Below are 12945 nucleotides of genomic sequence, written 5' to 3'. Positions count from 1 at the left end.
CTTGAGTTTGATAAGGCGCTAATATCCGTTTTAACGCCTTTTCTTTGATCAAGAAGTGTAGCAACAGCGATTCAAATAAATTGTACCACTTGTTTAATGGCTGTGCGTATGTAATTCTGCATATTGCAATTAGAGGGAAATGAGGCACGAAAAATGAATGAGTATATATAGAATATTTGATAAGGGGAGAGAAGGATGGATATACATAAGTTAACGGTAGAAGAAGCAAATGAGATAAATACGTGGACGTACGAAGAACCTTATAATTTATATAGTTTTTCAGGCGAGGAAGAAGTAATAGAAGAATTATTAGATGGAACGTATTATGGCTGTTGTAACGATAATGGGGAGTTTATCGGCTATTTTTGTTTTGGAGAAAATGCACAAGTGCCAGGTGGAAGAGATGCAAATTTATATGGTGGAGAAGATGTAATTGATATCGGACTTGGCATGAAGCCAGCGTTAACAGGGAAAGGCCTGGGGAAAATATTTTTTCAAGCTGGGATAGCTTTTGCTATTAAAGCATTTAGGCCGAAAACGTTTCGACTTAGTGTAGCGACGTTTAATACAAGAGCGATTACGCTATATAAAAACATAGGTTTTCAGCAAGGTCCTATTTTTTTGAGTCGCGGAAGAGAATTTATGCTCATGGAATATGAAAGACCGTCAGTATGAAACTGACGGTCTTTCATATTGTATTATTCCGAATGCTCAGCTCTGTGTGCTAAACGGCTTGAAGCAGCGGCAGCGATCCCGCCAACGATATCATCAAGGAATGTATGCACCTTTCCAGATGATTTATCATTTAAGAATTCTAAAATACCAGGTTTTAATTTATCGATATATCCAAAGTTCGTGAAACCGATAGAGCCGTATACATTAACGATAGAAAGTGCGATCACTTCATCAATTCCGTATAAGCCTTCATCACGTTTTACGATATCTTGTAACGGCTCACTTAACATTCCTTTTTCAGCAAGGACATCGAGTTCGATACCAGTAATTAGTGCGTTTTGTACTTCACGTTTTGATAATACACGCTCAACGTTATAACGGCATTCTGACATCTCTAAATTTGGATGATATTTTTTTTGAAGAAAATGAACAAGCTCAGCAATATCGTCAATTGTTACACCACGTTCTTGTAATAGTTGTAATGCTCTTTCTTGTAGTTGATTTGATTCTTTCACGTTTATCACCTTTTTTTCTTTTTAGTATTTGTATACGTTTCGTTGCTTTATCATGTGCATAGGAATGAAAGGCGAGCACAAGCTCATATATATAAAGAAAAACCATAGGTGGCGACTGCGATGATTCATCATATTTATGAGCATTATCATATGCATGTTAAAGAATTAATCCCCCTTGGCCCCTATAAAAGCTTTTGGATTCGCAACAAAATTTATGTACTTGTTCCAATTGGAGAAATGGAGGAAGAAGTACTTGTAGAGATGAAAAAGCTCAGTGATTATATGAACCAGCAAGGGGATATAACTGTAGCGACTTTCGTTCCGACTATACACGGCTACTATGTAAGTGAGATAGAAGAACAAAATTACTGCTTATTAAAAGGTATGCGTGCGTTAGAACGACATGCTACATCATTAGGAAGTGAGCTTTCTATATTCCATAAACGAGGTGCATTCTTTCCAGAAGAAATTGAGCAATTAAGCCGCATAGGCGAATGGAAAGCGTTATGGGAAAAAAGGCTCGATCAATTAGAAAAGTTTTGGCAATCACAAGTGATGAACCACCCTACAGACGTATTCGATCAATTGTTTATTGAATCCTTCCCGTATTACTTAGGAGTTGCAGAAAATGCAATTCAGTATGTTGTCGATACAGAGATGGATGATACGCCGCAAATGACTGATGCAGCAACAATTTGCCAAGAACGATTCACACCTTTATTATGGCATCAAACGAAGCGTCTCAAACTTCCTTTTGATTGGGTGTATGATCACCCAACTCGAGATATGGCAGAATTAATCCGCTATATGATGATAGAAAAAAAGAAAGACTGGGAGCAAACAATCGTTCAATTTGTTACAGATTACGAACGAAATTATTCGCTATCCTCATTTGGTTGGCGCCTATTATTTGCAAGGCTCCTGTTCCCACTTCACTATTTTGAAACAGTCGAAAGATATTACCAAACTGGAAACGAAGAACAAAAAAGCATATATAGAGATCGCTTAGAAGCCATTTTACACGATGTGAACCGCTCTGAGCAATTTATGAAGCACTTTTATGGCTCACTTCGTTTACCAGTCGATAAGTTAGGGATTAGGAAATTAGATTGGCTATCTTAAAATATAAAAAAGAGACCGATTGAGGTCTCTTTTTTATATATCACAATTGTATGTAATACATTATGCCCCTACCTGTTGATCTGCACATATATTTAAAATGAATTGATGTTTTTCGATTTTTTCATTTACTTTACTCAATAATTCTTGCTGAATTTCTTTAAATAAAAATTGATAGCTCGCATTCCATGTTGGTATAACGGATGAAAGGTCGAATAAATACTCTTTTTTCTTTTCTAGTTCTTGAATTGTTAAGAAAGTGTTCCCCATTTTTGGCATGTGTCGTCCCCCTATGTTTTTTACTTTTATATGTGTGAACGATTCTATAGTATTAATTATCTCACTTTTTGAGAAGGATTTCCAATTTTGTTTTATGATGTTAACGCATGAGTGATATTTGAATAAAAAAAGGAGACCAAATTTGGTCTCCTTTTAGCAAGTGACTTTGAACGAGCCGCTTCCGCTTTTAGATTAATATCTAACTCCAGCGGCTAGAACAGTCGGCCATTTCGCGCCTTCCTGTGAGGCAAAAAGCGCCTCTTCGTCAGGAGCTCCAATGACCTCCTGTTCTGAACGAGCCGCTTCCGCTTTTAGATTAAAATACTTGTTCTACTTCAATAACGCCTGGTACTTCTTCAAGTAATGCGCGTTCGATACCAGCTTTTAGTGTGATTGTAGAACTTGGGCAGCTTCCGCAAGCACCCATAAGGCGTAATTTTACGATACCTTCTTCAATGTCTACTAATTCAACGTCTCCGCCATCGCGAAGTAAGAATGGACGTAATTTATCTAATACTTCTAGTACTTGTTCTTCCATATGTGGGTTTTCCATTTTTATCGACTCCTTTCATCAGTTTTATTATAATCAAGATAGAGGGGAAAATCTATTTTTTCTGTTCTTGTTTTAATGTCGAAATTTTTTATCATGTTTATAACGTGTTTTTTCAGTATAGGGGTATGGAATAAGTTTGTAAAATGATGTGCTTATGTAATAAGACATCTGAATATACTGTTGAAACAAGAAGTGGGGGAGAAGAAATGGTTAATGTGCAAGTATATGGGACGAAAGTAATTTGTGCGAGCTGCGTTGGAATGCCATCTTCAACAGAAACGTTTGAGTGGTTACAAGCGGCGATTGGTCGTAAATATGAAGGACAAGAAAATAAATTTAATTTCGAGTATATTGATTTTCAAGAAGAACAAGAAGATGAAGATAAGAAAGCATTCGCAGAGCGCGTAGTGGAGGAAGATTTATTTTATCCAGTCGTTCTTGTAAATGGAGAAATTATTGGAGAAGGAAATCCTCGTTTGAAGGATGTTTACGAAGAAATCGAGAAATATTTATAAAGCAGGAAGCCTTTGCGAATTTGCAAAGGCTTTTTTTATTGGAGGGATAGATGTGAAAAATGGAGTGAAGCATGTGTTACCGACAGAAGTACAACAGTTAATGGAGCGGTACACAGTAGAATTAAAAGAAATTTTTTTGGATGAAAAAATAGTCGGGGTATATATTTACGGGTCTATCGTACTTGGTGCATTTCATGTAGAAACGAGCGATGTTGATTTTGTTACGGTAATAAGTGATTCCGTGAATGAGGCTGAAAAACAACAACTTGTAGAATTACATAAGAAACTTAGTGGTAGTACGTTAGGCAAAAGAATGGACGGTATGTATATTCCGCTTGCTGATTTAGGGAAATACAATGATGAAATGAATGAGTACGTGTATTGTGCAGATGGTAAAGCGAATATAGGTCATTGGGATATTAATGCGGTCACATGGTGGACATTGAAAAATCAAGGTATTACAGTTACCGGGAAAGAAGCGGAAGATCTTCCGTTTCAAATAGGGTGGGACGATGTAGTCAATACGATGAAATACAACGTAGAACAGTACTGGAGTGAAAAAGCGAAGCAGCTGTATTTATTTTTCATAGAAGAGTGGGTAGAATCAGCTGTCGTTACGATGGGCCGTATTCTATATACACTAGATCATAAAACAATCGTTTCAAAAGATAGTGGATTGCAATACTTGTTAGAGCGTTCAGGGGAAGAATGGGAGCTTTTATTAAAAGAAGTAGCGAGAATACGGCAGAATCCAAAAGAAAAGCGAATGCTCTCAAGGTGGAGAAGGGCAGATATGACGAGGAAGTACTTACTGCATTTAATTGAAACATGTAGAGAGAAATGGTAGGGAAAAACAGACGATACAGTAGATTGTATCGTCTGTTTTTTAATTAAAATTGGTATATAATGGTTTAAAAGGTTTAATTATACTGGAGGGGATAGGATGAATACAGAATTAGCTACTTATGAAGAAAAGTATGTAGTAATGAGTATGATAATAATTATTTTTGGGGTAATGTATGGAGTGGGTTTTTTGAACCTTGTTTATGACTCTTCCTTATATCCATGGTATGTAGATCATCTTATTCCGCCTTTAACATTTCTTACTATTATCTTAATATATTCACCAGCGAGAAATTACTGTGTACATTTATTAAAAACAATACAGTTCAATAATTTTAAGCATTATGTAACGATAGTAATGACGATGATCGTACTGCTTATATATCTTGCAGTATTAAATTTAGTTTTACCACATGGGCTTGGGGTGAATGAATCTAATATAGTAATAGAGCCTACTAAAAGTGAAATCATTTTATACATAGTTGTACTCACCACTTTTGCACCGATTTGGGAAGAACTTTTATTTCGGGGGATGTTTTTCACAAAATTATCTCAGCGCTTTTCTACACTTACTAGTATTGTTATAAGTGCTTTTATATTTACTTTAGGACATCCACTTACAGTAGGGAGTGTTTGATATATTTTTGGTGGCGGTATATGTTTAGCCTATACGTATAAGAAAACAAATAACTTACTCGTCCCATGGGGGATTCATTTATTAAATAATGCATTTTTTATATTAGTAAATTTTCAACTGTAAAAAGACGCCTTTTGAAAAGGGCGTCTTTCGTATTTTGTAGAAATGGATTTACATGTACTGTGTAGAGGAAAGGTAATACGAAATATGGATAGTTTCATGTGAAACATTTTATTATCAAATATACAAAATAATTAACTTAGTGTATTAAACATATCATTCATAAGTATTCTAATATATTTAAAAGTAAAATGGAATAATAAACAGGTAATTGTCGGAATAGATTCGATTTCCGTTCATTTTTATGAAATATATGTACTTTTTGTTAGATTCCTTCTTTTTATTTCTATAAAATACACGTATGTAGAAATGAGAAAAGGATGATGTACGTGAGGGACACTGTTTTACAAGAAACAATTTCTCCGCAACAGTTACATACAGTCGTTCAAAAGAATACGGCGTATTATGACTTTAAGTGGGGAAAAGTAGAAAATCCAGCGCAAGGAAATACGTGGAATTGGGTAGCCTTTTTCTTCCCGACTTTTTGGTTAGCTTATCGTAAAATGTATAAGTTATTTATTATACTTACTTTATTGGCGATACCTAGTATACTTATCCCCCCTTTTATAGACATTCCAGATGGGATTTTTTTATCAATTGGTCTAGTTTTTCAATTAGGAATGATAATATTCACTGGATGGCAAGGAAACCGTTTATATTATAAGCATGTTGTTCGTATTTTACATAAGGAAGAAAATATGCCTGATCATGAGAAGGCGTATTACTTACAATCAAAGGGTGGCGCTAGTTTTGCTGGTATGGTTGGTTTTCAGGTTATAGTTGGAATCGTGTTTGGTGGAGCTATGTTTGGACTTTCCCTTTTACCAACTGAGCCGAATATTAAAAATGTCGTTCGTTCAAGTAGTGAAGGTGTTACTTTAGAGATTATGACGGATAATCCAACTTGGAAGTTTGTGAAGAAAGAAAAAGATTATGACGTAATAGAGTTTACTGGTTATGATTATACAGAGAAGAAAAACGTGAAAATTAAATTTGCTGTTTATTTTAGTGAAGACTATTTTGAATGGCAAGAAGTATATGAAAATAATAAGAAGTTAAGTGAAGAAGAGTTAGAAGAGTATCAATTTTACATTGAAGAAAATAGTTGGAGTTTTTATTGAGAACTCGTTCATTTTGAAAAGAAGAATCTTGTGAGGGTTCTTCTTTTTTCATTGGAAACGGTATATGAATTGAAATTTTGTAAAATACAATAAAAAATGAGAATTTGAGGTAGGCTTGTCAATAACGTAAGACTATGGCACTATAAAGAAATGCTATACAAATTTTATTTATCGAGATGTAAACATCAATTTTGATTTTTACGTATAAATAATGAACGGAGGAAATGAATTTATGGCTACTTTACCAAATTGTCCAAAATGTAATTCAGAATATACGTATGAGGATGGCGTTCTTTTCGTATGTCCAGAATGTGCTCATGAGTGGGGCCAAGAAGCAGAAGCTGAAAATAATGATGGTGCAAAAGTTGTAAAAGATGCGAACGGAAACGTTCTTCAAGACGGCGATGCTGTTACTGTTATTAAAGATTTAAAGGTAAAAGGAACTTCTTCAGTTGTGAAGATCGGTACGAAAGTAAAGAGTATCCGTCTAGTTGATGGCGATCACGATATCGATTGCAAAATCGACGGTTTCGGAGCAATGAAGTTAAAATCACAATTCGTGAAGAAGGCGTAAGTAAAAGAGGAGGCGAATAGGCCTCCTCTTTTTATTATGTCATTTTTTGTCGGTAAGTCGATATTCCTTGTCGAATCGCCGATATATTTCAAAAATCGTTGATATATTTTGAGTTATGATAGATATATTCGAAAAATCGTCGATATAATTTCACTCACCGAGAACGGTGCATCATTTACCAAGCGAGAGGTACGATTCATTTCACGCCATAGTCAATCTCTTTCAAATGACACCGCTTATTAAAGAATGTTTTATATCCAAGCTGTAAGAAGATAATAACAGCAAAGGCAGTGCTTCCTGAAATACCAAGTATAATGGCGATTTGATATTGAATGGCTGTAAATGGTGATACACCAGATAAGATTTGACCAGTCATCATGCCTGGTAAGCTTATAATCCCCATTCCGACCATAGAATTGATTGTTGGTAAAATAGCAGAGTCAAAAGCGTCTCGTATGAGCGGCGCAGCGGCTTCTTTCGGTGTTGCGCCAAGCATAAGTGAGCCTTCAATTTGACCTCTTTGCGATTTCATATTATTTAAGAACGTATTTGCACCGAGAGAAACACCTGTCATCGCATTCCCAACTAACATTCCCGTAATCGGAACGATATATTGCGGCGCATACCAAGGATCATGACCGATAATAACAAAGATAAATAGTAGAAGTGGCCCAATTGATCCGGCAACCATGGAAAGCGCGGCTACTCGTTTTAATTCTTTAGACATCGGGATGTTAACCCGTTTATAAATATTAAAAATTGCAAAGGTAGTAATAGAAGTAATAAGAGCAATTGTATAAAATGGATTACTATTTTCAAATACGTATGTAAGGACATATGCAACAAGTACGAGCTGAATCGTCATACGGAATGTTGCGAGCGCAATTTGTTTTTCACGCGGAATCCCTTTTAATTTTACAAGTCCAATTAAAATAAGAATAAAAATATATGCAGCGGCAAGTTGCCAAATTTGGAGTTCAATAACGCCCTTCAATTGAGAGCACTTCCTTTCTAGTTGCACCGTTTGTTTTACTAATTTCAATAATATCGTCTGCAATTTTTTCTGGAAGTTGTTGTGAGTGTGTAATGAAGATAACTGTTTTTTTCTTTTCTCTTGCTAGCATAGTAAATTGTTTCATAACGCGGCGTTCTGTATCGCTATCTAGTGCCGAGGTTGGTTCATCTAATAAATAAACAGGTGGATCCATAAGTACGATACGTGCAAAAGCAAGTCGTTGTTTTTCTCCGCCTGATAATGAATCAGCGTTGTCTTCTAAATTTTTTTCTAAGCTAACAGTCGTTAATGCGCTTCGCAAGGCATCGTCATTTGGAAATGGTTTTTCAGAAAAACGAAGTCCCATTAATAGATTGTCTTTAATCGTTCCATCAAAAATAGGTGGCGTTTGCCCAAGCATGACTACGTCACGTCGTAATTGAATAGGAGGATAATCAGAAATCAGTTTTCCGTTATATTTAATTGTACCGGATGTTGGAGATTGCAAATCATTTAGCATGCGGAGCAATGTACTTTTTCCGCTCCCACTCTCACCGATAATACATGTGATTTTTTCTTTTTGAATCTGTAAATAAGGAATTTGTAGTATATCTTTATATGTAACGTCTTTTAATATAAACATAGATGGCTCCTTTCTGATTCTAGTTCTATCGTATCAAAAAAGGGAGGATAAAGGTTATAAAGAGCAACGTTTTTTCTTCGTCTTGAGTTCTATTAATAAGTTAAGTAAACGATCTAATTCTTGGCTGAAAGAAATCACTTTATCATGAGTGAATCCGTACTTTTCAACGAGATAGATCAATTCTTTCTTCTTCGCTTCTATTCGATCGTTTAGTTTCGTTAAGTTCATAAGTGAAATGGAATACCTCCTGTAAAAGTATTTACAACATAAAAAATAAGACCGAATGACTTCGGTCTTAAAGGAAATAATAAAACAACTTATAAATAGCATACACTGTTTATCAATAGTTTTTAATATAAAAATGAAAAATAAATCATTATTCATATTGAGAAAGATGTGTCTGATAATTATATTTTAACTCATAAAAGAGACTGCCTATTTAGTAGACAGTCTGTAAAGTATTAACCTTTATGATACTTGTACATCCAAAGAAGACCGGATTTTAATAATCTCGGTACACGTCCCATTAATGGTTGGTTTGCAAGTAAACCAAAGCCGTGCTTCTTACCAAGAGAGCCGAGAACACCTTTTAATTTAATTACAGGTAGTTCGTCAGGAAGTGGTTCATTATTCCAACGTTTTAATAATATTTGGACAATTTGCTCTCCTTGACCTTCAGCAAGTTGTGCAGATGGAGCGTGTGGAAGTGCTGCGCAATCTCCTACAACATACACGTGCTCGTTATTTGGAATATTGTGATATTTTGTTAAAACAACCCGTCCGCTACCATCTTGTTCAACTGGAAGGTTTCGAACAACTTCATTTGCTTGAATACCAGCTGTCCAGACGATTGCATCACATTCAAGTGGTTCATCGTGGTTGTACACAATATTTGGTTCTACTTTTGTAATGTTAGAGTTTCGTATAATAGTAACCTTATGTTTTACGAACCATTCTTCTACGTATCTACTTAATTTCTCTGGATATGGGAATAGAATTCTATCTTTTCGATCAAATAAGTGAATTTTTAAATCAGAACGGCTTTCGCGAAGTTCACTTGCAACTTCAACGCCACTTAATCCAGCCCCAACGACAGCTACTGTTGCGTTTGGTTCTAGACTATTTAATTGTTCATATGTCTTACGTGTTTGTTCAATCGATTGTAGGCTATGTGTATATTCCTTCGCCCCAGGAACGTTATGATATTTATCCTCACAGCCAAGACCGATAATTAAATCATCATATGGGATTGCTTCGCCGCCATCGAGATGAACAGCTTTTTCTTCGAGATCAATATTTGTTATTGTGCCGTATTGAATATTGAGGCGTGGGTGCTCGGGAAACGGTATACGAATATGTGTTTCTGAAATAGTACCCGCAACTAATGCATAGTATTCAGTTTTGAAGCAATGGTATGGTACTTTGTCGATTAATGTCACTTGTACATCATCTGGAAGTTGGTTGCTTGGAAGTAGCCGCTGCAGAATTCTCATTCCACCGTAGCCGCCACCTAGTATTACGAGGTGTTTCATGATGGATTACCCCTTTTCTGTTGAAATATCCCCTAATCATACAATTTTATATTAATAAAATATTTTGACTTTACTCAATCAAATTATATCGAATTTGTGAACAAATAACAATGCATGAATGAATACTCTGTTGTACAATAAGAAGAAAAGTAAAGTAAACTGTTTTTCCTTTTTAATTACTATTTCATTGCGAGCAGCATGTTATATAAAATAAGTCCATCTACTTTGAAGTGAAATAGTGAAGTAACTAAATAGTTTAGAATGTATAACGAAAACAACAAGAGACAGCTTAGTTTTCTTCTTATAGATAGTCAGAAGGTAATTTGTTTTGTAGTACAGGGGGGAGAATTTTGATTAAACCATTAATTGAATTTTGTGTAGGTAACCTTGCGAGTGGTTCACAAGCAGCTTTAGAGAAATTAGAAAAAGATCCGAATTTAGATGTAATGGAATATGGTTGTTTAGGATATTGTGGTATTTGTTTTGAAGGGCCGTTTGCACTTGTAAATGGTGAAGTCGTACAAGGTGCTACAGTAGAAGAACTTGTCCATAATGTATATGAGTATTTGGATGAAAATCCAATGTTTTAAGGTGTTGCAATCAGCAGCACCTTTTTCTATTAGATAAAATCTTCTTTCGCGGGGAGGATAATATTGTATGTAAATAAAAAAGGCCCTTGTAGAAGGGCTTTTTTCTTACACAATTTGTGCAAGAATGGCTCATCGCCAAATGTTGTCAAATATGAGAAACGGGGGACATTCATATTGTGTTCTAAAAGCGTGCATTTTATACTTAAAATAACAAACTATTTTTGGAGTGAATACAAATGAGCCAATTTTCTTTTACAAAAATGCATGGTCTTGGCAATAGTTATATATATGTAAATATGTTTGAAGAACAAATTCCTGAAGAAGATTTAGTTCTTGTGGCGGAAAAGGTTTCAAATATTAATACTGGTATTGGAGCAGATGGAATGATTTTAATTTGTCCATCTGACGTAGCTCCGGTGAAAATGCGCATGTTTAATAATGATGGTTCAGAAGGAAAGAGCTGTGGTAACGGTTTACGCTGCGTAGCGAAATATGCGTATGAGCATAAACTAGTAGAAGAAACAGTTTTCAAAATTGAAACGTTAGCTGGTATTGTAACAGCGGAAGTAACGGTAGAAGAAGGGAAAGTTACATTAGCGAAAATCGATATGGGAGCACCGCGTTTAACACGTGCAGAAATACCGATGCTTGGTGAAGGTGAAACACCATTTATTCGTGAAAACTTCTTATACAATAATCATCGTTATGCATTTACAGCTGTTTCAATGGGGAATCCGCATGCGGTTATTTTTGTTGATGATGTAGAGCAAGCACCTCTTACAACACTTGGTCCAGTCCTGGAGACACATGAAATGTTCCCAGAGCGAGTAAATGTTGAATTCGTCGAAATTTTGAATGATGCAGAGATGAACTTCCGTGTTTGGGAACGTGGATCTGGTGTAACACAAGCTTGCGGAACAGGGGCGTGTGCTGCAGTTGTAGCCTCTATTTTAAATGGGAAAATGGAACATGGTAAGGAAATTACAGTTCATTTAGCTGGCGGCGATTTAATGATTGCATGGACAGAAGAAGGCAATGTGTTAATGAAAGGACCAGCAGAAGTAATTTGCCGCGGAGTGTATGAGTACAAGATAGAAGCGTAAAGATGTATAATAGAATGAGAACAGAAAGGATGGTGTATTTCATGATTGAAGTAACAGAACAAGCAGCTTTTCAAATTAAAGATATGTTAAAAGATGCTGAAGATGGAGAGAAGTACGTGCGCCTTGCTGTACATGGCGGCGGATGTACTGGCCTTTCTTACGGGTTAGGATTTGAAGTAGAACCAAAAGAAGACGACACAGTTCTTGAGTTTTTCGGTGTTGAATTTGTTATCGATACAGAAAGTGCTCCGATTGTTAAAGGAGTAAAAATTGATTATAAACAATCTATGCTTGGCGGTGGATTCACAATCGACAATCCAAACGCAATCGCATCATGCGGATGTGGATCATCTTTCCGTACAGCATCGAATGCTGGTAAGCCAGAAGAGTGCTAAGTTTTTAGCCGAAATAGAAAAAGACCTTTTTAGCGATGGAATACAATCGTTAGGGAGGTCTTTTCTTTTGCCATAAAAGTCCAATTGGTAAGGGCTGATTAAAGTTTTACTTTATCTTTGCATAGATGCAAGTATCAGTTAGTTGTTTGCCGTCAGCTGAAAGGTCTTCATTACGTAATATCCCTTCAAGCTCAAAACCTAATTTTTTAGGAATCGCACGACTTTTCGTGTTATTACGTTCACATCGTATTTCAATCCTTCTAAATTTGAATAACTGAAACCCAAGGTTTATTAACGTATTTACTACTTCTGTCATATATCCATTGCCACTAAATTGCGTGTTAATCCAGTATCCAATTTCACATTTAGAAACCTTCCAATCAATTCCGTGAAGGCTAGCAGTTCCAATAAAATCATTCGTCTCCTTATGGTAGATAAGATAGCGAAAGCTTTCTCTTTTCAAAAAATCTATATGCGCATTTCTCAGGAGAATTTCCGTTTCTTCAACAGTAGGAATTGACTGGAATAAAAGCAACCACTGCTTTAATTCACTAATTGAATCTTTAATAGCTTCGTGTACTATATTCCCTTCACCAGCTTGAAGTGGTGCCCGAAGAATGAGTCTGTCTGTTTCTATTTGTAACGGAACATCTAATAAAATAGGATTCATCTTATTTCACCTCTCGAAAACTAGAAAACAATAAATATATATTCAATTCATCATTTAGAAATCCCTT

Annotated in this window: 17 protein-coding genes and 1 pseudogene; 10 read left to right on the top strand and 8 right to left on the bottom strand. The window is 35.7% G+C overall.

Features of this window, described 5'->3' with window-relative positions; genetic code table 11:
* The first annotated feature begins 195 nt into the window (after positions 1 to 195).
* Entirely contained in the window at positions 196 to 675 is a 480-nt protein-coding gene (locus JDS82_RS14775; protein ID WP_199713510.1) for a GNAT family N-acetyltransferase, read from the top strand.
* Between the two features lie 23 nt (positions 676 to 698).
* Here JDS82_RS14775 and JDS82_RS14770 read toward each other — a convergent pair whose 3' ends face one another.
* Positions 699 to 1190, bottom strand: a complete 492-nt coding sequence (locus JDS82_RS14770) for a phosphatidylglycerophosphatase A family protein (RefSeq protein WP_000665100.1) — start codon at positions 1188 to 1190, stop codon at positions 699 to 701.
* 120 nt (positions 1191 to 1310) lie between these two features.
* On the opposite strand from JDS82_RS14770, the gene yutH reads away from it, so the two are divergent.
* Positions 1311 to 2312, top strand: coding sequence for a spore coat putative kinase YutH (yutH, locus tag JDS82_RS14765; protein ID WP_000581274.1), 1002 nt, complete (start codon positions 1311 to 1313; stop codon positions 2310 to 2312).
* A gap of 60 nt (positions 2313 to 2372) precedes the next feature.
* On the opposite strand, the gene JDS82_RS14760 is transcribed toward yutH, so the two are convergent.
* Both JDS82_RS14760 and JDS82_RS14755 read right to left on the bottom strand, forming a co-directional pair.
* Positions 2373 to 2588, bottom strand: coding sequence for a carbonic anhydrase (locus tag JDS82_RS14760; RefSeq protein WP_199713509.1), 216 nt, complete (start codon positions 2586 to 2588; stop codon positions 2373 to 2375).
* A 316-nt stretch (positions 2589 to 2904) separates the two neighbouring features.
* Positions 2905 to 3141 carry a NifU family protein gene (locus JDS82_RS14755; RefSeq protein WP_000431158.1) on the bottom strand — a complete coding sequence of 79 codons (237 nt, stop codon included), beginning with the start codon at positions 3139 to 3141 and terminating at the stop codon, positions 2905 to 2907.
* 206 nt (positions 3142 to 3347) lie between these two features.
* Between JDS82_RS14755 and JDS82_RS14750 the strand changes: the two genes are divergently transcribed.
* The 5 genes and pseudogenes from JDS82_RS14750 (at position 3348) to phnA (ending at position 6951) form a co-directional block, all read left to right on the top strand.
* Entirely contained in the window at positions 3348 to 3656 is a 309-nt protein-coding gene (locus tag JDS82_RS14750; protein WP_199713508.1) for a YuzD family protein, read from the top strand.
* Positions 3625 to 4503: a nucleotidyltransferase domain-containing protein gene (locus JDS82_RS14745; RefSeq protein ID WP_199713507.1), complete on the top strand. Its 879-nt coding sequence runs from the start codon at positions 3625 to 3627 to the stop codon at positions 4501 to 4503. Before JDS82_RS14750 ends, JDS82_RS14745 begins: the two co-directional genes overlap by 32 nt.
* A gap of 96 nt (positions 4504 to 4599) precedes the next feature.
* Positions 4600 to 5259 (top strand): annotated as a pseudogene (locus JDS82_RS14740) (lysostaphin resistance A-like protein).
* A 320-nt stretch (positions 5260 to 5579) separates the two neighbouring features.
* Complete coding sequence (locus tag JDS82_RS14735; RefSeq protein WP_199713506.1) at positions 5580 to 6377, top strand: DUF2628 domain-containing protein; 798 nt, start codon at positions 5580 to 5582, stop codon at positions 6375 to 6377.
* A gap of 232 nt (positions 6378 to 6609) precedes the next feature.
* On the top strand, positions 6610 to 6951 hold the full coding sequence (gene phnA / locus JDS82_RS14730) for an alkylphosphonate utilization operon protein PhnA (protein WP_000212737.1): 342 nt from the start codon (positions 6610 to 6612) through the stop codon (positions 6949 to 6951).
* 196 nt (positions 6952 to 7147) lie between these two features.
* On the opposite strand, the gene JDS82_RS14725 is transcribed toward phnA, so the two are convergent.
* The 4 genes from JDS82_RS14725 to JDS82_RS14710 form a co-directional block, all read right to left on the bottom strand.
* The gene (locus JDS82_RS14725) at positions 7148 to 7945 is read right to left on the bottom strand and encodes an ABC transporter permease (protein ID WP_199713505.1); all 798 of its coding nucleotides are present in this window, start codon (positions 7943 to 7945) and stop codon (positions 7148 to 7150) included.
* Positions 7929 to 8588, bottom strand: a complete 660-nt coding sequence (locus JDS82_RS14720; RefSeq protein ID WP_048566612.1) for an ABC transporter ATP-binding protein — start codon at positions 8586 to 8588, stop codon at positions 7929 to 7931. The genes JDS82_RS14725 and JDS82_RS14720 overlap by 17 nt, the downstream gene beginning before the upstream one ends.
* 54 nt (positions 8589 to 8642) lie before the next feature.
* Positions 8643 to 8816, bottom strand: a complete 174-nt coding sequence (locus JDS82_RS14715) for an aspartyl-phosphate phosphatase Spo0E family protein (RefSeq protein ID WP_001054620.1) — start codon at positions 8814 to 8816, stop codon at positions 8643 to 8645.
* A 233-nt stretch (positions 8817 to 9049) separates the two neighbouring features.
* On the bottom strand, positions 9050 to 10120 hold the full coding sequence (locus JDS82_RS14710; protein ID WP_000682062.1) for an NAD(P)/FAD-dependent oxidoreductase: 1071 nt from the start codon (positions 10118 to 10120) through the stop codon (positions 9050 to 9052).
* Between the two features lie 350 nt (positions 10121 to 10470).
* Here JDS82_RS14710 and JDS82_RS14705 point away from each other — a divergent pair, with 350 nt between their 5' ends.
* The 3 genes from JDS82_RS14705 to JDS82_RS14695 all read left to right on the top strand — a co-directional run bounded on the left by JDS82_RS14705 (position 10471) and on the right by JDS82_RS14695 (position 12208).
* Positions 10471 to 10710, top strand: a complete 240-nt coding sequence (locus tag JDS82_RS14705; protein ID WP_000595024.1) for a YuzB family protein — start codon at positions 10471 to 10473, stop codon at positions 10708 to 10710.
* A gap of 236 nt (positions 10711 to 10946) precedes the next feature.
* The gene (gene dapF / locus JDS82_RS14700; RefSeq protein ID WP_000077406.1) at positions 10947 to 11813 is read left to right on the top strand and encodes a diaminopimelate epimerase; all 867 of its coding nucleotides are present in this window, start codon (positions 10947 to 10949) and stop codon (positions 11811 to 11813) included.
* A gap of 41 nt (positions 11814 to 11854) precedes the next feature.
* Entirely contained in the window at positions 11855 to 12208 is a 354-nt protein-coding gene (locus JDS82_RS14695) for a HesB/IscA family protein (RefSeq protein ID WP_000573829.1), read from the top strand.
* 106 nt (positions 12209 to 12314) lie between these two features.
* On the opposite strand, the gene JDS82_RS14690 is transcribed toward JDS82_RS14695, so the two are convergent.
* Positions 12315 to 12878, bottom strand: coding sequence for a GNAT family N-acetyltransferase (locus JDS82_RS14690; protein WP_199713504.1), 564 nt, complete (start codon positions 12876 to 12878; stop codon positions 12315 to 12317).
* Between the last annotated feature and the right edge of the window lie 67 nt (positions 12879 to 12945).

It is taken from the genome of Bacillus cereus group sp. N14, from assembly GCF_016483555.1.
In the GTDB taxonomy this organism is placed as follows: Bacteria; Bacillota; Bacilli; order Bacillales; family Bacillaceae_G; genus Bacillus_A; species Bacillus_A wiedmannii.
This window is presented reverse-complemented; position numbering and strand designations above follow the sequence as displayed.

Excerpts from the sequence above, each read along its gene's own strand:
- JDS82_RS14775 (WP_199713510.1), top strand. The coding sequence starts at position 196 with ATGGATATACATAAGTTAACGGTAGAAGAAGCAAATGAGATAAATACG.
- yutH (WP_000581274.1), top strand. The coding sequence starts at position 1,311 with ATGATTCATCATATTTATGAGCATTATCATATGCATGTTAAAGAATTA.
- JDS82_RS14760 (WP_199713509.1), bottom strand. The coding sequence starts at position 2,588 with ATGCCAAAAATGGGGAACACTTTCTTAACAATTCAAGAACTAGAAAAG.
- JDS82_RS14755 (WP_000431158.1), bottom strand. The coding sequence starts at position 3,141 with ATGGAAAACCCACATATGGAAGAACAAGTACTAGAAGTATTAGATAAA.
- JDS82_RS14750 (WP_199713508.1), top strand. The coding sequence starts at position 3,348 with ATGGTTAATGTGCAAGTATATGGGACGAAAGTAATTTGTGCGAGCTGC.
- JDS82_RS14745 (WP_199713507.1), top strand. The coding sequence starts at position 3,625 with ATGTTTACGAAGAAATCGAGAAATATTTATAAAGCAGGAAGCCTTTGC.
- JDS82_RS14735 (WP_199713506.1), top strand. The coding sequence starts at position 5,580 with ATGTACGTGAGGGACACTGTTTTACAAGAAACAATTTCTCCGCAACAG.
- phnA (WP_000212737.1), top strand. The coding sequence starts at position 6,610 with ATGGCTACTTTACCAAATTGTCCAAAATGTAATTCAGAATATACGTAT.
- JDS82_RS14720 (WP_048566612.1), bottom strand. The coding sequence starts at position 8,588 with ATGTTTATATTAAAAGACGTTACATATAAAGATATACTACAAATTCCT.
- JDS82_RS14715 (WP_001054620.1), bottom strand. The coding sequence starts at position 8,816 with ATGAACTTAACGAAACTAAACGATCGAATAGAAGCGAAGAAGAAAGAA.
- JDS82_RS14710 (WP_000682062.1), bottom strand. The coding sequence starts at position 10,120 with ATGAAACACCTCGTAATACTAGGTGGCGGCTACGGTGGAATGAGAATT.
- dapF (WP_000077406.1), top strand. The coding sequence starts at position 10,947 with ATGAGCCAATTTTCTTTTACAAAAATGCATGGTCTTGGCAATAGTTAT.
- JDS82_RS14695 (WP_000573829.1), top strand. The coding sequence starts at position 11,855 with ATGATTGAAGTAACAGAACAAGCAGCTTTTCAAATTAAAGATATGTTA.
- JDS82_RS14690 (WP_199713504.1), bottom strand. The coding sequence starts at position 12,878 with ATGAATCCTATTTTATTAGATGTTCCGTTACAAATAGAAACAGACAGA.